This window comes from Yinghuangia aomiensis (genome assembly GCF_039542225.1).
GTDB lineage: Bacteria > Actinomycetota > Actinomycetes > Streptomycetales > Streptomycetaceae > Yinghuangia > Yinghuangia aomiensis.
The window spans coordinates 205,023-223,013 of record NZ_BAABHS010000006.1; the positions used below are offsets into that span (position 1 = coordinate 205,023).

14 protein-coding genes are annotated in these 17,991 nt (G+C 71.0%); 2 read left to right on the top strand and 12 right to left on the bottom strand.

The genetic code is table 11. From position 1 onward, the window contains the following. Window positions 1-26: 26 nt before the first annotated feature. The 4 genes from ABEA93_RS10400 to ABEA93_RS10415 all read right to left on the bottom strand — a co-directional run bounded on the left by ABEA93_RS10400 (window position 27) and on the right by ABEA93_RS10415 (window position 4,566). Window positions 27-3,020: a hypothetical protein gene (locus ABEA93_RS10400; protein WP_345675097.1), complete on the bottom strand. Its 2,994-nt coding sequence runs from the start codon at window positions 3,018-3,020 to the stop codon at window positions 27-29. A 166-nt stretch (window positions 3,021-3,186) separates the two neighbouring features. Beyond that, window positions 3,187-3,486: a WXG100 family type VII secretion target gene (locus ABEA93_RS10405; protein ID WP_345675098.1), complete on the bottom strand. Its 300-nt coding sequence runs from the start codon at window positions 3,484-3,486 to the stop codon at window positions 3,187-3,189. Window positions 3,487-3,535: 49 nt separating this feature from the next. Next, window positions 3,536-4,138: a hypothetical protein gene (locus ABEA93_RS10410; RefSeq protein WP_345675099.1), complete on the bottom strand. Its 603-nt coding sequence runs from the start codon at window positions 4,136-4,138 to the stop codon at window positions 3,536-3,538. Between the two features lie 131 nt (window positions 4,139-4,269). After that, window positions 4,270-4,566 (bottom strand): hypothetical protein, encoded by a 297-nt coding sequence (locus tag ABEA93_RS10415; RefSeq protein WP_345675100.1) that lies wholly within the window; start codon window positions 4,564-4,566, stop codon window positions 4,270-4,272. A gap of 139 nt (window positions 4,567-4,705) precedes the next feature. Here ABEA93_RS10415 and ABEA93_RS10420 point away from each other — a divergent pair, with 139 nt between their 5' ends. Next, a complete protein-coding gene (locus tag ABEA93_RS10420) occupies window positions 4,706-9,142 on the top strand; it encodes a type VII secretion EssC family protein (protein WP_345675101.1) in 4,437 nt (1,478 codons plus the stop codon). 65 nt (window positions 9,143-9,207) lie between these two features. On the opposite strand, the gene ABEA93_RS10425 is transcribed toward ABEA93_RS10420, so the two are convergent. Further along, window positions 9,208-9,402 (bottom strand): hypothetical protein, encoded by a 195-nt coding sequence (locus ABEA93_RS10425; protein ID WP_345675102.1) that lies wholly within the window; start codon window positions 9,400-9,402, stop codon window positions 9,208-9,210. Between the two features lie 244 nt (window positions 9,403-9,646). Here ABEA93_RS10425 and ABEA93_RS10430 point away from each other — a divergent pair, with 244 nt between their 5' ends. Continuing rightward, window positions 9,647-10,849: a hypothetical protein gene (locus ABEA93_RS10430; RefSeq protein WP_345675103.1), complete on the top strand. Its 1,203-nt coding sequence runs from the start codon at window positions 9,647-9,649 to the stop codon at window positions 10,847-10,849. 44 nt (window positions 10,850-10,893) lie between these two features. Here the strand turns inward: ABEA93_RS10430 and ABEA93_RS10435 are convergent, their stop codons facing one another. The 7 genes from ABEA93_RS10435 to ABEA93_RS10465 all read right to left on the bottom strand — a co-directional run bounded on the left by ABEA93_RS10435 (window position 10,894) and on the right by ABEA93_RS10465 (window position 17,990). After that, window positions 10,894-11,145 (bottom strand): DUF397 domain-containing protein, encoded by a 252-nt coding sequence (locus ABEA93_RS10435; RefSeq protein WP_345675104.1) that lies wholly within the window; start codon window positions 11,143-11,145, stop codon window positions 10,894-10,896. Further along, on the bottom strand, window positions 11,142-11,966 hold the full coding sequence (locus tag ABEA93_RS10440; protein WP_345675105.1) for a helix-turn-helix domain-containing protein: 825 nt from the start codon (window positions 11,964-11,966) through the stop codon (window positions 11,142-11,144). Before ABEA93_RS10440 ends, ABEA93_RS10435 begins: the two co-directional genes overlap by 4 nt. A gap of 348 nt (window positions 11,967-12,314) precedes the next feature. Next, entirely contained in the window at window positions 12,315-12,866 is a 552-nt protein-coding gene (locus tag ABEA93_RS10445) for a hypothetical protein (RefSeq protein ID WP_345675106.1), read from the bottom strand. A 110-nt stretch (window positions 12,867-12,976) separates the two neighbouring features. Next, on the bottom strand, window positions 12,977-14,182 hold the full coding sequence (locus ABEA93_RS10450; protein WP_345675107.1) for a methyltransferase: 1,206 nt from the start codon (window positions 14,180-14,182) through the stop codon (window positions 12,977-12,979). 37 nt (window positions 14,183-14,219) lie between these two features. Next, window positions 14,220-15,218, bottom strand: a complete 999-nt coding sequence (locus tag ABEA93_RS10455; RefSeq protein WP_345675108.1) for an MBL fold metallo-hydrolase — start codon at window positions 15,216-15,218, stop codon at window positions 14,220-14,222. Between the two features lie 78 nt (window positions 15,219-15,296). Next, a complete protein-coding gene (locus ABEA93_RS10460; RefSeq protein WP_345675109.1) occupies window positions 15,297-15,674 on the bottom strand; it encodes a VOC family protein in 378 nt (125 codons plus the stop codon). A 123-nt stretch (window positions 15,675-15,797) separates the two neighbouring features. After that, on the bottom strand, window positions 15,798-17,990 hold the full coding sequence (locus ABEA93_RS10465) for a transglutaminaseTgpA domain-containing protein (RefSeq protein ID WP_345675110.1): 2,193 nt from the start codon (window positions 17,988-17,990) through the stop codon (window positions 15,798-15,800). Window position 17,991: the final 1 nt, after the last annotated feature.

Genomic DNA, 17,991 nt, shown 5'->3' on the forward strand with positions numbered 1-17,991 from the left:
GGACGGGGCGCGCCGCACGGCGTTGCTCAGGGCATCGTCGGGTGGGCCACGCCCCACGGCATGGCCGAGTCGACGGTGTCCCCGGCCTCGGGGATCATCTTGGCCACCCGCTTGGTGGTGATCTCGATGATCCGTTCGTCCTGCCAGCCGGGCTTGGGCCGGTGGGCGAACAGGTGCCCGGGCTGGTCGAGGTTGTTGAGCAGGCCGGACTGCCCGGCCCATTTGGTGGCCATCTGCTGGCTCGCGCCGCCCGCGAAGCCGGTGCTGCCGCTGAGGCCGAGGTCGACGGCCCAGTCCATGGCGCCCATCTGCTTGTGCTCGACGTTCACCTTGTAGAGGTCCTCGGCGGTCTTGCCGACGAGGCTGGACGCCATGCTGTTGAGGCCGCCGGTGTACCAGTGGCGTTTGGACGCGATCGTGTCGGCTGTGGTGTCGAGGAACTTGGCGGTGTGGCTGGTGTAGCGGTAGCCCCCGTCGGCGTCGAGGCCTTGGGCCCGGTTGCCGTGCTCCTTGGCGCGGGCTTCGGCTTCCTGGGCGCGGGCCTCCTGCTGACCGGCCTTGACCTCGGCGCGGTGCTCGGCCTTGTCGGCGGCGTCGGCGGCCTTGTGGGCGTCGGTCTGGGCTTGGGCGGCCTTCTGGTCGAGTTCGTGGGCTTTGGTCTGCGCATTCTCGGCCGCGGTGCGTTCCGTGTCGGCCTTGGTCTGGGCCGTGTGGGCGGCGGCCTGCTCGGTGTCGCGGTGGCCTTGCGCGGTGTTGGCTTCGTCCTGTGCGTGGGTGGCGCGGGCGTCGGCGGCGTCGGCCTTCTTCCCGGCGGCGTCGGCCTCCTTGTGGGAGGTGTCGGCGTTGCGGTGTGATTCGGCGGCTTGGTCGTGGGATTTCTGCTGGGCGTCGCGGGAGGTGTTCGCGTCGCGTTCGTGAGCTTGGGCTCGGTCGTGGGCCTGGGTGGCGCGGGTCTCGGCTTCGTCGGCCTTGGTGTGCTGCTGGGTGGCTTCGTTGCGTTCGTGCGTGGCCGCGGCGCGTTCCCGGGCGGCGGCGTCCTGGTGCTGTTTGGCGTTGGCGGGGTCTTGCTGCGCCTTGGTCTCGTGTTCTCGGGCCTTGGCGTCGTGGGCGGCGGCGTTCTGCTCGTGGTCGCGCGCGGCGGTGCGGTGGCCGTCGGCGGTGGATTCCTCGGCGTTGCCTTTGGCGTGGGCGGTCGCCGCGTCCTGGTCGGACTTCGCGGCGGCATTGCCGTGGGCTTGGGCGTCGTCGGTGTGCTGCTTGGCCACGGTGGTGTGCCGATTGCCTTCGGAGGTGTGCTGGTTGGCGTCGGCGCGGTGCTGCCCGGCCTCTGTGCGGGCGTCGTCCGCGGTCTTCTGGGACGCGGCACGCTGGTCTTCGTGGGCCTGCGCGCGCTGTCCGGCTTCGTCGGCCTTGGTCTGGTGGGTACGCGCCTCGTCGCTGTGCGCCTTGGCGGTGTCGTGGGCGGTGGAGGCCTCGGTCTTGGCGTGGTCGGCGGCGGTCTGCTTGGCAGTGGCGTCGGCGCGCTCCTGCGCGGCGTTGGTGCGGGCCTTCGGCACGTTCTCGTTGGCGCGGTGGTCGGCGGCGCGTTCGTTGGCAGCGTCCTGCTTCGCGGGGTACTTCGCCTTCTCCGCATCCGTGGCACCGCGCTGCTGCGCCTTGGTGCTCGCGTCGCGCGTGGTGCCGCCGTTGCCGTCCGGGATCCTCTTGCCGAACTTGAGGCGGTCGCGCAGTGCTTCGCCCGCGCCCTTGCCGCCGACGCTGACGAACGCACCGGCCGCCGCGTTGATCAACGCGCCGGACTGGATCAGCGTGACGTCCTCGCCGCTGAGGTACTGGGCGCTGAGCGTGGTGGCGTACTTGGTGCCGAAGTTGGCGGCGTACTGGAGGCCGTACTTGGTGACACCGACTTTGGCCTTGCCCCACCGGGTCGGCGCGGGGGCGTTCTTCCACTCGCCCTTGAAGCCGCGGGCCAGCTTGGTGTCCTTCATCCAGTCGCCGACCCGGTTGAGCCGGGTTCCGGCACCGGCGGCCAAGGACTTGAACTTGTTGGCCGCGCGCACGAACTTGCTCGCGGTGTTGGCACGTTGGGCGAACTTGGCGAGGGATACCGCGGTCTTGAGCTGTTTGATGCCGGGGATGACGTCCAGTAATGACATGAAGACGTCGCCCATCGTGGCGCGGCCTTGGGTGGCTTCGTAGATGGTGGACGCGGCCACGAGGAGCGCGGCGCCGAGCAGGATCCAGGTGAGCGGCCCTCCGACGAAGAGCGCCACCACGCTGAGGATCGCAATGCCGATCTTCAGCCAGGGCACCACGTTCTCGTAGAACGAGTCGACCATGCGGCCGAACCAACTCTTGTTGTGGATACCCGCTTTGGACGCGTCCTTGAGCGCGCGGGCGGCCGCCGACCCGGCCTGGTCGCGGATGCTCTGGGCGTCCTTGAGGAGGGTCTGGGCGGCGCTGAAGTCGTCGTTGGCCTTGGTGACGGCGTTGCCCGCGTTGGTGACGTCGTCGTTGGCGTCCCGCAGGCGCTTGGCGGCCGCGGTGATCTCGGCCGGGGTGGGGGCGGGCAGGCCCAGCTTGACGTAGTTGGTCTGGCGGTCGACCTCGGTCTGCGCGGTCTGCTGATGGCTTGCCGCCTGGGACTTCCACGTGCCCGCGGACGTTCGGGCGGTGTTCGCGCTCTCGCCCTTCTGGCGGGCCGTCTCGGCCTTGTTCTGCGCGTCGCGCAGCAGCGGATGGTAGACGGACAGCGCGTCGGCGGCCTTGCGGTAGGACGCCTCCATCTTGTCGAGATCGGGCACCATGTCCTCGGTATGCCGCCGGATGGCGGTGGCGGTGCGCCCGATCATCTGCGCGATCTCCGAATCGCGGCTGTTCTTGTCCACCTGTGTACGGGCGTTCGCGGCGCGGTCGGCGTACTGCGCGAACGCCTGGGCGAGCTTCTTGACCTCGTCCGGATCGCCGGGCACCGGGTCGTCGTGGATGCCGAAGACCCGGAAGTCCGTGTTGCGGCCCATGGTCTCCCCTCGTGGTCGTCGTGTGGCCGGGCACACCGGCGCGCCGCCCGGGCCGATCGGCCGGGCGGCGCGGGTGGGTACTGCTCCTTGCTCACCGACTTGCGTTCCGGCTGGCTTGCCGACATGCCTGCCGGCTTGCCTGCCGACGTGCTCCGGGGAAGGGGTGTCAGCCGTTGAGGCCCTGGCTGAGCTGCATGTCGGTGTTCTCGAACGTCTCGGCGGCCTTCTTGAGGTAGCCGCTCATGCCTTCGAGACCCGCGATGGTCTGGCTCGCGCCGCGATTGAACTCCTCGTAGGAGGTCTCGAATTGCTTGCTGGACTTGTCGGTGACGTAGCCGCCGTTGACCAGCGTCTTGATGAGCGTCTGAAGAACGGTGAGCTTGTCGATGATGTCGGCGTGGCCGTCCTTCAGGTCGTCGGCGGCCTTGCGCATGTCGTCGTATGTGACGCTGAGGTTTCCGGCCATGGGGGAACTTCCTCTCTGGGTACGGTGGTTCGCTGCGACCGGGTACGGCCTAGGCGTACGTGAAGCAGAAGGTGGCGCTGATCGCGTCGAACAGCTCCAGGAAGGGGTCCTGGAGCGGCAGGTTGGGGCTCGTGGCGGTGACGACGGCGACCCGGTCCGGGCTGCCGGGCACGCGGACGAACGTCTGCATGGTGATCATGCGGGCGGACCGGCGGGTCCCCGGGACCGGCAGGTCCTCGACGCCTTCGGTGCGCACCGCCGTTCCGGCGTCCACGAGTTCGAGGACCGAGACGCGTTGCCAGGTGTCGTCCGCGTGCTGTGCCTGCTTGGCGGGGAACCGTTTGGCCATCGCCTGCGGGTCGGTGTCGAGGGGGGACCCGTCGTCCCGACGGGTGTCGACCACCGCCATGGTCAGGCCTGCGGTCACCGGGGTTTCGGCGTCGAGCGCGTCCGCGTAGCAGCCGCAGTAGACCGCACCGGAGTCCCACGCGTCGCGCGCGCTCTGCCGCAGGATCCGGAGCAGCATCGGCCGGTACGGGGCCAGTTCCGGGTACGCGCGGACGCGCTTGTTGACCGCTTTGCGGATGTTGTCGTCGCGGCCGGCCGGATGGATGTCGAACTCGTACCAGCTGTCCGGCACGCGGATCGACACTCCGACAGGCGCGCCTGTGCCCGTGCTCCGCACCTGCCCCGCCTCCCCGCGCCCCCGTGGATCCCGCCTGGAAGATTCCTAACGCACGCCGGGGAAGCAACCGGATTCACCGAGGTGAACAACAGGGAATATCAAGGTGAATAAGTCTGCGTGGTGATGTGGTTCTTCAGTGCGGCGTCCGTGGCGATGAAATTCTCGACGGTATCCGAGGCCATTTTGGCAAGCGCGCCGGTCGACTCGACGATGCGCTTGCGGCCGTCCCGCCAGCCGCTCACGAAGTGGTCCAACGCCCCTGCCAGCTCCCCGGATCCGAGGTAGCCGCGGGCCAGGTCGATGTCGTGCCGGGTGCCGTTGAGGTTCGTGGCGATGGCTTCGAGCCGCAGTGACATCAGCTTGAGTTCGGTCGTCTTCAGATACAAGTCGGCCATCGTTATACCCTTTCACGCAGTGCTGGGGATTCCGACCGTGACCACGATAAGCGGCACCGCCGCGGTCCCGTTGCCGGATCCCCGATATGTCCATCTCCGCGCCGCGTTTCCGGGCGCGGGCCGGGAATGCGGGAGCGGCATGGAATTCCGGGTCGGCATCGCGGCGCCGCACGGGGGCGGGGCGGGCAGCGCGCTGGGTGACGTGCTGGGCGATGTGTTGGTGGAGGTTGCGGCGGAGACGCCGGTCGGGGCGCTGGCCGTCGAACTCGCGGGCTACGCGGGCGTTCCGGTGCCGCCGTACGGTCCTCCGGACCTGTTCGTCGCGGGGCATCGCCTGGACGCCGGACAGTCGGTAAGCGAATCGCCGTTGCGCGACGGGGTGGTGGTGGCCGTCGGCGCATCCGGCTCCGCCGCGTCGCCGGACCAGGCCGGTGTCGAGATCCACGTCGTCGGCGGCCCCGACGCGGGCGGCGTCCACCGCCTCGGCCCGAGCACCGCCGTCCTGGGCTCCGGCACGGACGCCTGGGTCCGGGTCGCCGACCCGACGCTGCCGGCCGAAGCCGCCGAGGTGGACGTGGCGGTGGACGGCGCCGTGACGGTACGTCCGCTCGACGGTGCCGAGGTGCACCTCGACGGCGAACTCCTGGACGGGGAACGGGAATGGCCGCTGCGAAGCGTCCTGGCCTGCGGACTGACCCTGTTCGAGCGCGCGGTGCCGTCGTTCCCCGACACCGCCCTGCGCCCGGCCGACGACGGCGCGGGCCTGGACTTCAACCGCCCGCCACGGGTGCAACCCCTGCCCCGACGGCGCAAGTTCCAGATCCCGACGCGGCCCGAGCAGCACGAGTCGGCGCCGCTGCCGTGGCTGATGATGCTGAGCCCGCTGGTGGGCGCGCTGGCGATGGCGTACCTCATGCACACCACGCGCATGCTCTACCTGGCCGTGCTCAGCCCTCTCTCCATGGCCGGGATGTATCTGACCAACAAGCACCACGGCCGACGTTCGTTCCGTTCCCGGCTGGCCCGCTATCGGCAGCGCAAGGCGTCGATCGAGGAGCAGGTCGAGCACGCGATCACGCTGGAGACCCTGCAATGCAGGGCGGCCTGCCCGGACCCGGCGAAGGCCGCACTGATCGCCACCGGCCCCCGGCAGCGGCTGTGGGAACGGCGGCGCACCGACCCCGACCGCTTGCTGCTGCGGGTCGGCACCGGCGCCGTGCCGTCCGAGGTGGAGGTGACGGACCCGCGGCGCGAGGAGCACCGGCGCACGGATCCGCGCAAGCTCACGGACGTTCCGGTGGCGGTGCCGCTGCCGGACGTCGGAGTACTCGGCGTCGCGGGCAGCGGCGCGCTGCCGCGGGCGGTGGGGCGGTGGCTGGTCGCGCAGGCGGCGGTGCTGCACAGCCCGGCCGAGCTGCGGATCTGCGTGCTGTCCGAGCAGGCTGGTGCCGCGGACTGGGACTGGGTGCGGTGGCTGCCGCACACGCGCCCGGAGAACGACGGCCAGACGGTCGCCCTCGTCGGCACCGACGCCGATTCGGTAGGACGGCGGATCGCGGAGTTGCTGGCCGTGCTGACGGCCCGGCAGACGGCGTTCCGCGACCGCGCCGACGGAGCACCGTCGGCAGACCCCGACTTCCTGATCGTGATGGACGGCTCGCGCCGCCTGCGCACCGTCCCCGGCATCACCCGACTGCTGCGCGACGGGCCCGGGGTGGGCTTGTTCGCCGTGTGCCTCGACGCCGACCGGCGGCTCCTGCCCCAGGAGTGCGGCGCGGTCGCCGAGGAGGACTGGTACGGCACCCTGCGCGTCACCCGCGCCGGTGCCGCCGCGGCCGACGGCGTCCGCCCGGACGCGGTCTCCGCCGCGTGGTGCACGTCGGTGGCGCGCGCCCTCGCCCCGATCCGCGACGCGAAGCAGGACGAAGCCGCCGGACTCCCGGACGCGTCCAGGCTGTTGGACGTCCTCGAACTGGAACCGCCGACCGGCGACGTCATCGCGGCGCGGTGGGCGATGGGCGGCCGCTCGACGGTGGCGATCGTCGGCGAGTCCTTCGACGGCGCCTTCGGCGTCGACCTGGTCCGCGACGGCCCGCACGGCCTGGTCGCCGGCACCACCGGCTCCGGCAAGTCGGAGCTGCTCCAGACCATCGTCGCGTCGCTGGCCGTCGCCAACCGCCCCGACGCCATGACCTTCGCCCTCGTCGACTTCAAAGGCGGCGCCGCGTTCAAGGACTGCGCCCGCCTCCCGCACACCGTCGGGATGGTCACCGACCTCGAAGCCCGGCTCGTCGAGCGCGCATTGGAGTCCCTGGCCGCGGAACTCCGGCGCCGCGAACACATCCTCGCGGCCGCCGACACCAAGGATCTGGAGGACTACCAGGTCGCGATGCGCACCAACCCCGCGCTGCAGCCGCTCCCCCGGCTGCTCATCGTCATCGACGAGTTCGCCGAGATGGTCGCGCAGATGGGCGAGTACGTCACCGCGCTGGTCAACATCGCCCGCCGGGGCCGGTCGCTCGGCATCCACCTGATCCTCGCCACCCAGCGCCCGAGCGGCGCGGTATCGGGCGAGATCCGCGCGAACACGAACCTGCGGATCGCGCTGCGGGTCACCGACACGGCGGAGAGCGCCGACGTCATCGACGCACCGGACGCCGGACGGATCTCGAAGTCCACGCCGGGCCGGGCCTTCGTCCGCCTGGGCGCCACCTCGCTGCTCCCCTTCCAGTCCGCCCGCGTCGGCGGCCGACGGCCGGGTGCGGCCGGGGATTCGGAGATCCCGCGGCCCCGGGTCGTCGACATCCCGTGGTCGTCACTCGGCGCACCGCCACCGCCACCGCCGCGCGGTGCGGCGGCGGAGAGCGACGACCTGCTGACCGACCTGGCGGTCCTCGTCGACGCGGTCCGAGAGGCGAACGACCGGCTGGGCATTCCGGCGCAGCACAGCCCGTGGGCACCGCCGCTGCCTTCGGTGCTGACCGTCGGCGAACTCCGCCCGTACGACGGTCCCTTTGCGGACACGCTGCGTCCGGCTCCCTACGCCCTGGAAGACGTGCCGACCGAGCAGGCGCGCTACGTCCGCGCGATCGACTTCACCAGCTTCGGCCACCTGATCGCGGCCGGCGCACCGAGGAGTGGACGCTCACAACTCCTCCGCACCATCGCCGGATCGGTCGCGCTGGCGAACTCCTGCGCCGATGTCCACTTGTACGGCATCGACTGCGGCAACGGCGCGCTGCTGGCGTTGGAGGCCCTGCCGCACTGCGGCGCGGTGGTGCGCTCGACCGACACGGAACGCGCGGTACGGCTGCTCGGCAAGATCACCGACGAGGTGAAGCGGCGGATGGCGCTGCTCGGCGAACGCGGTTTCACCGACATCGCCGAGCAGCGCGCACACGCGGCTGCGGAGGATCGGTTGCCGCACATCCTCCTGCTGCTGGACCGCTGGGAGGGCTTCACGACGAGCATCGGCGATCTCAACCACGGCGAACACACCGACACCATCCTGCAGTTGATGCGCGAGGGCGCGAGCGTCGGCGTCCACGTCGTGGTGAGCGGCGACCGGACGCTGCTGACCGGCCGGATCTCGACAATCACCGAGAACCGCCTGGCATTCCAGTTGAGCGACAAGAACGACTACGGGTTGGTGGGGTTGATGACGCGCAAGGCGCCGGATGCGTTGCCGCCGGGTCGGGCGTACCGCATCGGCGCGGTGGAGCTGCAGGTGGCGCTGCTGGGTCCGGACCCGGCAGGTCAGGCACAGGCCGCCGACCTACGGGCGATCGGGGCATCCGCGGCGGCCCGCGATGCCTCGGTGCCGCGCTCCCGACGCCCGTTCGGCGTGGACGTGCTCCCGAGCCGGATCGAGTACGGCCCCGCGGTGGCGCTGCGCTCGCGGGGCGGGGGCGTGGCGGCCGCCGCGAGCCCGCTGTGGGCGATGGTCGGCGTCGGCGGGGACACGTTGTCGGTGCTGGGCCCGGATCTGGCGTCCGCCACGCCCGCATTCGTCATCGCGGGCCCGCCCCTGTCAGGGCGCAGCACGACGTTGCTGACGATCGCCCGTGGGTTCCTGTCCGCCGGCACGGAGCTGATCGTGCTGGCGCCGCGCACCTCGCCGCTGCGCTCGCTGGCCGACCTGCCGGGCGTCCTTGCGGTCTTCACGGGCCCCGACGTCCCGCGCGACGAGTTCACCGCCGCCATCGACAAGCTCTCGGGCCCCGGCGCGGTCCTCGTCGACGACGCCGAACTCCTCCGCACCTGCGACGCCGCGGAGCGGCTGACGGCCCTGATCCGCCGCCAACTCCGCCCCGACCTGGCCCTGGTGCTGGCCGGGGACGCCGACGACATCTGCGCCGGCTTCACGGGCTGGCAGGTGGAGGCGAAGAAGACCCGGCGGGGGTTGTTGCTGTCCCCGCAGAACAACGCCGACGGCGATTTGGTGGGTGTCCGCTTGCCGCGCGCCTTCGTCGGCCAACCGATCCACCCGGGCCGCGGCGTCCTGCACTTGGGCGACGGCGAACTGACGATGGTGCAGGTGCCCGCGGCGGGGGGATGGCCAGGCGGCGAAGCCTGAGCCATGGAGTTGGTCGGATGGCGGGGAAGGAGAAGCACACGTCCTACCCCCGCCCGAGCCCGATCTCAGTCGCCTCCAGGTCCCGCAATCGCGCGCTGCGCCGCCACGACTGCGGCCGGGACGGCGACGACAGCGCCCACCCCCGCCACCACACCGATGGTCGCCCACGGCATCAGCACCAGGACCACCCCGGTCAACAGCACCAGCGCCGTCCACAACGGCAGCAAGGTCAACGCGGTGGCCACCAGTCCCAGAACCACGCCGATTGCCACCGTCAGCCCCGCTTCCGCGGCCGCCGTCCGACGGATCTGTGCCGGGCACACACTGCCGCCGGAAGTGTGGGACCGCATCTGACCAAGTGCCGCTGTGCGCGGGAACCCCTGGCGCGGACATCCCGATCACACCGAGACCTCGACAACCGGACCAGGACGTTGGTTACACGGTCTCGAACTTGCCCCAGGGATGGCGGGGTGAAAACGTGATCAAGTGCCCCCCAGTTCCCAGATGCGTCGCGGAGTCGCCCCGGACGAGCCGTTCGTCAACCGGCTGATCGCGGCAACCGACGTGGACCAGACCAGGGAACTGGCCAGGGAAGAGGTCCGGAAGGCAACCGGCCGTAACACGGACTTCATCCTCGTGGACGGCGATCCCTTCGAGATGAAGCGTCTGGCGCTCAGTGCGGTCCACTGGTTCCGGCTGCACCCCGAGGTCCCGGCCCAGGCGCTGTCGGTCCAGCGGATCCCGGCCAGGGGAGACGTCACCTACGCGGCGGTCGCGAACCCCGGGTTGCAGACGGTCGCGTTCAACGCCGACCTTTTCGGGGCCGGGCGACGCGGTGAACTGGAGAGGTTTTGGGCGCTCGGCGAGGACACCGGTCAGCTGCGCCGCGACCCGGAACTCGCCACGCCGATCCTGGTCTTTCACGAGTTGGAGCATCTCCGCTACGACCACTACGGCGGCCTGCCCGACCTGCTGAAGGGCAAGCAGCCCGCGCGGGGCGTCCCCAACAACCCCAGCGCGGCGGTGGCGAAGGTCGCCTCCTACACGAAGACCGCGAAGGATCTCGTCAAGCGGCATCCGGACATCAAGCTCGTCACCAATCACTCGGTGGCCAAGTACTTCGGTACGTATCCCGCGACGAACACCGCGGAAACGTTCGTCGAGGGAAGCGGCCACCTCCATGCCCAGGGGGACGGGGCCCCGAAGCTGGCGCGCATCGTCGCGGAACCGCTGGGATCCGTCGACGAGATAGCGGCGGCCGCTCCCGGCTTCCGTCAGGCGCTGCGCCGCGTGGACACGGAAGTCGACCGCGACACCGGTCTCCCCAAATCCCCCGGGCAGCTTGCCCGGGAAGCCGCGGGCCGGGTGAACGAGGCGCGGCCGGAGACGGCTCGGCCGAACCCGTGGCTCACCCGGAACAACGGCGGGCGGCCGCCCTCGGAGGGGTCGGCCGTGTCCGGCGCGAACGCCGCACCCGCCACGGATGGGCATACGGGGCCGGAGCCGGGGCAGTCAGCCAGTGCCATCCGCTTCGGCCTCCCGCCGGCCGCCTCCCGCGGAATGTCCCACATGAGCCGCGCCCCCTCGGAATCGCCCACCCCGCCCACCGCGCCGGGCGTGCTGCCGACGCCCCCAGGACACGTCCAGAGGCGGCAGCCGAACCGGGCGGCGGAGGCCAGGGGAGTCTCCATGCAGCGGGATCCGTGATCAGACCGGCTCGGTCCGGTGCACCGTCGCGGATGTCCGAGGCTCTATCGCTTGATGGCCTCCGTCAGTGCGGCCCACGAGGCCGGGGAGAGGGCAAGGTGACCACGGCGGTTGTCCTTGCTGTCGCGAACCCCGATGGCCTGGTCGACGACGGCGGTCTCGACGCAATCGCCACCCTGGTTGCCGCTGTAGCTCGACTTCCGCCAGAGCACGGCCGTCTCGATGCAGTTGCCGCCTTGGTTGCCGCTGTAGCTCGACTTGCGCCAAGCGATGAACTTGCCCGATGCAATCGTCATGTGCTGCTTCTCTCCAGAAGGGCGCGGATATACGCAATGGAGCGCGCGGGAGACCACGTCTCTGCGCGAAGCAGATCGTAGCGACGCTCGCATTGGTCAATCGCCTCGTCCTGGGCGATCAAGTGCCCTTCACCCATTGGCTCGACGTACACGGCCTCGCTCCGGTTGTGCATGGTGAGGAGCACGAAGCCGCCATCCATGCACGGATGGACACCACAGTCGATGGGGAGGATCTCGATCACGATGTTGGGCCGCTCCGCCATAGCAAGCAGGTGCGTGAGCTGCGGAATCGCCACACCGGGGGTTGCAGCCACCCGCAGCAGTACCGCCTCGTCCACGATGGCCCACAACTTCAGCGGCCTGTCTCGCGTGAGCACCTCTTGGCGTGCCATGCGCGCGGCGACTCGCGATTCCAGGTCGTCGTCGTCGCGGAGCGCTGCGAACTGAGCGCGGGCGTACTGCTCACACTGAAGCAGTCCCGGGATCGACTGCGGCTCGAAAGTCCGGATGCGCGCGGCCGCTCGCTCAGCCTTCGTGAGGGTCTCGAACCAGCTCGGGATCTCAGCCGAAGCAATCCGCGCGTGGTGTGCCAGATCGATCAGCATCCCGCCGGCGTTCAGGGCTCTGTCGATCGCGGCCACCAGATCCGGCCTCGGCTTGCGCTCCAGCGTCTCGATGGCCCCCACAGTCGAGCTTGTGGAGTGCGCCTCCTCGGCGAGCTTCTCCTGTGTCCAACCTCGTTCCTTGCGGAGTCGTCGCACGTGAAAGGCCAAAAGCGCCCAGAGCGACTCGTTCGGATCAACGTCTTTCTCGGCCACCATTCCCCAGCACCCCCGAAGTCCGAACCAGGAGTCGAAAACCGTTCCCAATCCACCTCCCAACCTGTTCGCTCAGTAGTCGAACGGTCACGGAGGAGGCTGGAAATGGCGCGCGGTGAGAGTCGGATGACCATCCGGACCTACACGCCCGGCGCGGGCGGCAACCAACAACGCGACAAGCAGGTTCGGGTCATTCGTCCCCACGACGGGTTCCCGCCCTCGTCCGTCTTCTCCTGGCCGGCGTGCAGGTGCCCGCGGTGCGTGCCGAGCGGCGGCAAGTGATGGCTACCGACGAACAGACGGCAGTCTGGTCACCCTCCCCTGGTGGCTGGTGCGCCCCATCGACGACAACTAAGCGGCGGCAACCCGGCCTTCGGACTCCCCCGCCATCCCCTGGAAGCCGTTGGCGAGCGCCTGGCCGTCCCTCCGGCTCCCCCATCGCGTGAACGCGACCGACCCGCGGTCCGTGGTCCGCACGTGAACGACCGTGCGGCGGAACCGTCGACGCGACACAACACCCACAACGGCGTCGGTTGCCAGCGCCCCCGCAGGCTGCACTGCGGCGCGACCGTCGATCCGTCGGGCCAGCCAGTCGAGATTCAGCTCGCAGAAGCCCAAGGTGACGATCTTGGTCAGGACCGCGAGCACTCCGTACACGAGCAACCCGACGAGCCACACCCCACCCGGCACGGCACATGCCATGGCCACCACTTCGGGTGCACCGGCGAAGTAGGCGAGGGTGCCGATCCACGCCAAGGCGAGCGACGCCAGCACCGCAAGCCAGAACCGTACGACCCAGTCATGCCAGCGGACCGGCGACGTGTAAAACACCGCCTGGCTCGGCAAGAACCGAACCTTGACCCGCGCACCCGGTCGCGATCTCACGAAGTCCACCTCGGCCATGCCTGCCTCCCCGTACGGCCGCACGCTGTCGATGCTCCTTGGTGAGAATACAGCTCACACGTTGCACGTCTTTTAACGTTCGGCCAGGCAGGTCGTGCCGCGGTCTCAGCTCAGGCCCGTCGGGCGGCCTTCGCCGCGCGCAGGACCACGAACTTGCGGTCCGAGGCGACCACTTCGCAGTTCCCGAAGATGCGCTTCAGCTTCGTGTGGTAGCCCAAGTGCCGGTTGCCGACGACCCACAGCTCACCACCCGCGCGCAATGCTCGGCGCGCACCGGTGAACATCCGCCAGGCAACGGCGTCGGTGGTGGCCTGGTGGCTGTGGAACGGAGGGTTGTTGAGGACCACGTCGGCCGTCCCCGGCGGGAAGCCCTCCAGCGCGTCCCCCACGACGAACTCCGCTTCACCGTCAGGGACGTTCATACGGAACGTCGCCTCCGCGGACGCCACCGCCTGATACGACTCGTCGACGAACGTCACCGACGCCGACGGGTCGGCAAGCGCCACCGCCGTCCCCACGACACCGTTGCCGCAGCCCAGGTCGACCACCCGCGTCGGCTGCCCAGCCGGACCCGGCAAGTGCCCGAGGAAGAACCGCGTGCCGATGTCAAGCCGTTCCGCGCAGAAGACCCCGGCGTTGTTGACCACCGTGTGGCCTGACACAACCCCGACGTCCCGGGGCAAGGCGTAGCTGTGCGGCCACGGGTTCTCCGGCCGAGCCAGACCGGGATCCGGAGTGGTCAGGATCAGCCGGGCCTTCTTCTCCGCCAGGGTCGTCCGGGTCGGGCCGAGGATGCGGGAGAACAAGTCCAGGGTGGACGTGTGGATCTCCGTCACCATCCCCGTCCCCACGATCACCGTGTCGTCGTGCACCGAAGGCGCCAAGCGGTGGAGCTGGTCTTCCAGCAGGGCGAGGCTCTTCGGGACCCGGACGATCAAGACGTCGATCCGCGCCGGCACCGGATCCTGCGTCGTCACCACCCGCACGCCCGACGGCGACCCGTTGCGCGCCACGTTCGCCCGCGTCGCCTCCACCGTCAGGAACGAGTCCGTCACCAGCGTCGGACGATGCGCCGCCAACGCTGTCGTCAAAGCCCCCCACCGGTCGCCGACCACAACGACCTCGCCGCCGAGGTCCACCGCCGGCACGTCGACGCCCTCCGGCCCCGGCTCACCGGCGAGCCGACGCAGCGCGTACCCGTCCGCCGCGTCCCACGCCCGCAGCTGATCGCGCGGGTCCTCCGGGTACCGGGTCAGGTCGAAGTCGCCGAAGGGCGTCGCGAAGACGGCAGGGGCAGCGGGGGCGGGGTGGCTCATGATGCAACCCAGGGTAACCGGCGACGCGGCCCCGGCCTCACCCCGCCGCGGCGTGCTGGTGCTGCTCCGGCAGCCGGCTCTCCGGGTGCGCCCACACGACCACGTTCCGCAGCGGCTCGCCGTCCGGGCCGACCACCCCGCGGAAGAAGTCGACGACCTCCCGATCCGCATGCCGCAAGCTGAAGTGCGTCAACACGAACAGCGTCGACGGGTGCGCCTCCACCACCGGCCGCAGCCTGCTCCACACCGTGTGCCCGACCCGCTCCGCGCGCTCGGCCTCCGCATCGTCGAGGAACGTGCACTCGGTGACGATCACCGGGTAGTCGAACAACCACGGATTGCGCTCGAACACCCGCGGGTGGGTGTCGCCGAGGAACGCGAACACCGGCTCCGCCACCTCGACCTCGACCGGCTCCCCGGCCTTCCGCCGCCGCGCCGCCTCGACGCCGAACTCGGCGCCACGCCCCGCACGCACCAACTCGTCACGCATCAGCTGGAGTTCGGGCACCAGCCGCTTGGCCGGGGCGGAGAAGGCGTAGCCGACGCACGGGATCTTGTGCTCGCACGCCACGACCCGCACCTGATAGCCCCGCCGCCCGAACGCGAACTCGTCACCGTCGCACACACCGTGCACGCGATAGCCGCCGTCCAGCGCGGGGTCGTAGTCCGGACCGTGGTTGAGCTGCGCCGACGTCCGCAGGTACGCCTCGACGTACGGCACCGCCTCGGCCGGCACGTACACCTCCGCTCCCGCCGCCGTGGCCGCGTTCACCGCCAGGAAGTCCAGGTCTTTGACGTGGTCGTGGTGGGTGTGCGTCAGGAACACCGTGTCGACGCGCCGCCCCTCGCACAACCCCGCGTCGAGCGCACAGCGCATCTCGGGCACGTGGAAGAACGTCTTGTCGTTGGCACGCGAATAGCCGGTGAGGGTCAGGTCCGCACCGGGCATCCGCCAGGTCTTCCATTGGCGGAACGGGTGTCCGTGGTCGAGGAGTTCGACGGGCGGGAGAGACGCTTCGGAGGCGGAGTCGATCACCCGCGCACCCTACGCGCGGCCTTCCACGCCGGGCATCCGCTTTTCGCGGTTACCGGACAGACCCGGCGAGCCCAGCCCCTACATCCCCTGAGCCACGCACAACACGTTGCCCTCGCTGTCCCGGAACCACGCCGCGCGTCCGCCTTCCGGCGACTCGGCGACGCCGTTCACGGTCTTGAGGCCCGGGAAGTCGTAGTCCTCGAAGACCACGCCTCTGCCGCGCAGGTCCTTCATCGCCGCGTCGAGGTCGTCGACCTTCCAACTGGCGAGAGTGTGCTGGGCCTGGCCGCCGTACGGGGTCTCGTACAACGAGAACTGGGTGCCGCCGCACGTGAAGGTGATGTCTTCGGCGTGCTCTTCCTTGACGGGGATTCCCAGCTTGTCGCGGTAGAAGGCCACCGCCCGCGCCCGGTCGGTCACGGGGACGACTGCGGTCAAAGGTGCATCGGCGATCATGATGCTCACCTCCGTCCTCCCAGCCTAGGCCCGGCGACCGCGGCTGTGGACTACCCGTGGGGGCATCGGCTACCCGCGAAAAGGCACGCGGCAACGCCCACGGCACCGGATCAAGCAAAGCCCTCACTCCGGCACCCGCACCCGCTCCCCCGCGGCCACCGCCTCCGCCACCCGCGCCGCGGTACGCCACGCCTCGGCCGCCGCGGCCTCGTCCGGCTCCAACCCCGCATAGCCCACGGCATTCACCAGCGCGGCCAAGTCCGCGACCGACCGATCACCGGACTCCCCCACATACCCGTCCCAGAACTCCGCCACCTCCTCCACGGTCAACGTCCCCGGCGCCGCCATCCCCGCCCCGTGCAGGCTCGCCCCGATCCGCCGCCACGCCGCCACGACCTGCGCCGCCGGACTCCCGCGCCGTTCCGCGCGCCGCACACGCCACGGCCGCAACGCCCGCGACCCCGCCCACACCCCCAAGGCCACGAGACCGGCGACCCCGACAGCCACGAACCCCCACCACCAACGCAGGCCGCCCCTGCCGCCACCCCCAGCGGAAGGCCCCGGCACCCCACTCCCGGGATGCGGCGCATCGATGATCCGCGCATCGTCCAGCAGCCGCTGCGCCCCCGCGCCCGGTGCCGCCGCCGCCCCCTCCGGTCCGGACGGTACGGCCGCCGGCCCGGCCGGCGCCGCCGTCACCCGCTGCCCGGGCGTCGGCTGGAACGGCACCCAGCCGACGCCCGCGAACTCGACCTCCGGCCACACCACCGCGTCCCCGCCGGTGACCTGCCACCCGTCGGGCGTGGCGGTGCCGTGGTGGAAGCCGACGACCAGGCGAGTGGGCAGCCCCAGCGACCGCGCCATGACGGCGAAGGCCGCCGCGAACTGCTCCGACGTCCCGCGCTTCGATTCGGTCAGGAAGAACTCCAGGCTCCGGTACGTATGCCCGGGCGCCGCCTGCACGTCGAACACGCGCCCCTCGCGCAGCCACGCCGCCAGCCGCAGCGCCTGCTGGTACGGGAACGTGCTGCCCCGCGTCGCCTGCTGCCCCAGCTCGCGCAGCAGGTCGCGGGTCGGCGAATCGGGCAGCCGGGTCATCGCCGGGTCCACCGCGGTCGGGGCGTACTGCACGAGCCGCGCGTCGAAGACCGGCACCCGGGACGCGACCTGGTAGCTGTCCCCGTCCCGGATCGGCGCCGGGTCCGCGAGCGCTCCGGTATCCGGGTCGACCACCAACCGATCCGCCACGGGCCCCGTCACCCGCACCGGCCGGTCGGCGGACGGCAGCCACACCCCGCCGAGCTGCTGCACGGTGATGCGCTGGTCGAGCGCCACGCGCCGCACACCTGCCTCGGGCGTGCCCGCCGACCCGCCCGGCACCCGCCCGCCGGTCGGCCGCAGCAGCCCGGGCGGCGACCACGTGCTGCCGTCGAAGTCGGTGAGGACCGCCAGACGCCAGTCCTGATCGCCGAGTCCGGCGGCACGGACCTTGAACAGCGGCCGCGCCGGGTCGAGCAGCCACGAGCCGACCAGGGCGAGCGGATTGCCGCCGTCGACGTACGCCCGTTCCCGCGCGGCCGCATCCGCCCGCAGGCTCACCGGAGTACGCCCGTCCACCCCGGTCGCCACCGGCGCCACCACCGCCGCCACCAACGCCTGCGCGGCGATCAGCGGCACCGCGGCCGGCACCGCCCGGCGAGCGCGCGGCCGGGAGGTGTGCACGCGCGGCGCGCGCAGCACCACCAACAGCCCGACGGCCACCAGAAACCCCGCCGCCGCGGGCACGTTCGTCCCCGGCCCACCCGCGCCGAGCACCACCGCCACCCCGAACACCGCCACGCCGGGCAGTGCCGGGAACAAGACCGTCCCGGTCCGCAACGCCAGTTCCGCCCCCGCCGCGGCAGCGAGCCACACGGCGGTGAACGGCAGGATCAGCAGCGCTCCCTCGGCGGGCAACGGAGTGATCACGGTCAGCACGCGGTGCGGCGCGTCGAGGAGGTCGCTCCCCATGCGCCGCACCAGACCAAGCGTGAGGCTCTCGCGCCGGTAGAGCAGACCCCACGCGCACGGCAGCCACGCAACGGGCCCGGCAAGAGCCGCACGCCACAACGGTGCTCGCGTGCCGTCGCGCCGCACGGACAGCAGACCCGAGAGCACCGTCGGGGCCGCGGCAGCCATCACCACCAGAGGCAGCAAGGAACGCGGTCCGTAGACCCGGTGGAAAGCCGCGCCCGCCGCTGCCGCCGGCAGAAAAGCCGTCGGCAGGGCGGTGAGCCGACGCCGCGGGTCGAAGCCCTCCGGCCGTCCGGAGGCCACC

Excerpts from the sequence above, each read along its gene's own strand:
- ABEA93_RS10400 (WP_345675097.1), bottom strand. The coding sequence starts at position 3,020 with ATGGGCCGCAACACGGACTTCCGGGTCTTCGGCATCCACGACGACCCG.
- ABEA93_RS10405 (WP_345675098.1), bottom strand. The coding sequence starts at position 3,486 with ATGGCCGGAAACCTCAGCGTCACATACGACGACATGCGCAAGGCCGCC.
- ABEA93_RS10415 (WP_345675100.1), bottom strand. The coding sequence starts at position 4,566 with ATGGCCGACTTGTATCTGAAGACGACCGAACTCAAGCTGATGTCACTG.
- ABEA93_RS10420 (WP_345675101.1), top strand. The coding sequence starts at position 4,706 with ATGGAATTCCGGGTCGGCATCGCGGCGCCGCACGGGGGCGGGGCGGGC.
- ABEA93_RS10430 (WP_345675103.1), top strand. The coding sequence starts at position 9,647 with ATGCGTCGCGGAGTCGCCCCGGACGAGCCGTTCGTCAACCGGCTGATC.
- ABEA93_RS10435 (WP_345675104.1), bottom strand. The coding sequence starts at position 11,145 with ATGACGATTGCATCGGGCAAGTTCATCGCTTGGCGCAAGTCGAGCTAC.
- ABEA93_RS10440 (WP_345675105.1), bottom strand. The coding sequence starts at position 11,966 with ATGGTGGCCGAGAAAGACGTTGATCCGAACGAGTCGCTCTGGGCGCTT.
- ABEA93_RS10445 (WP_345675106.1), bottom strand. The coding sequence starts at position 12,866 with ATGGCCGAGGTGGACTTCGTGAGATCGCGACCGGGTGCGCGGGTCAAG.
- ABEA93_RS10450 (WP_345675107.1), bottom strand. The coding sequence starts at position 14,182 with ATGAGCCACCCCGCCCCCGCTGCCCCTGCCGTCTTCGCGACGCCCTTC.
- ABEA93_RS10460 (WP_345675109.1), bottom strand. The coding sequence starts at position 15,674 with ATGATCGCCGATGCACCTTTGACCGCAGTCGTCCCCGTGACCGACCGG.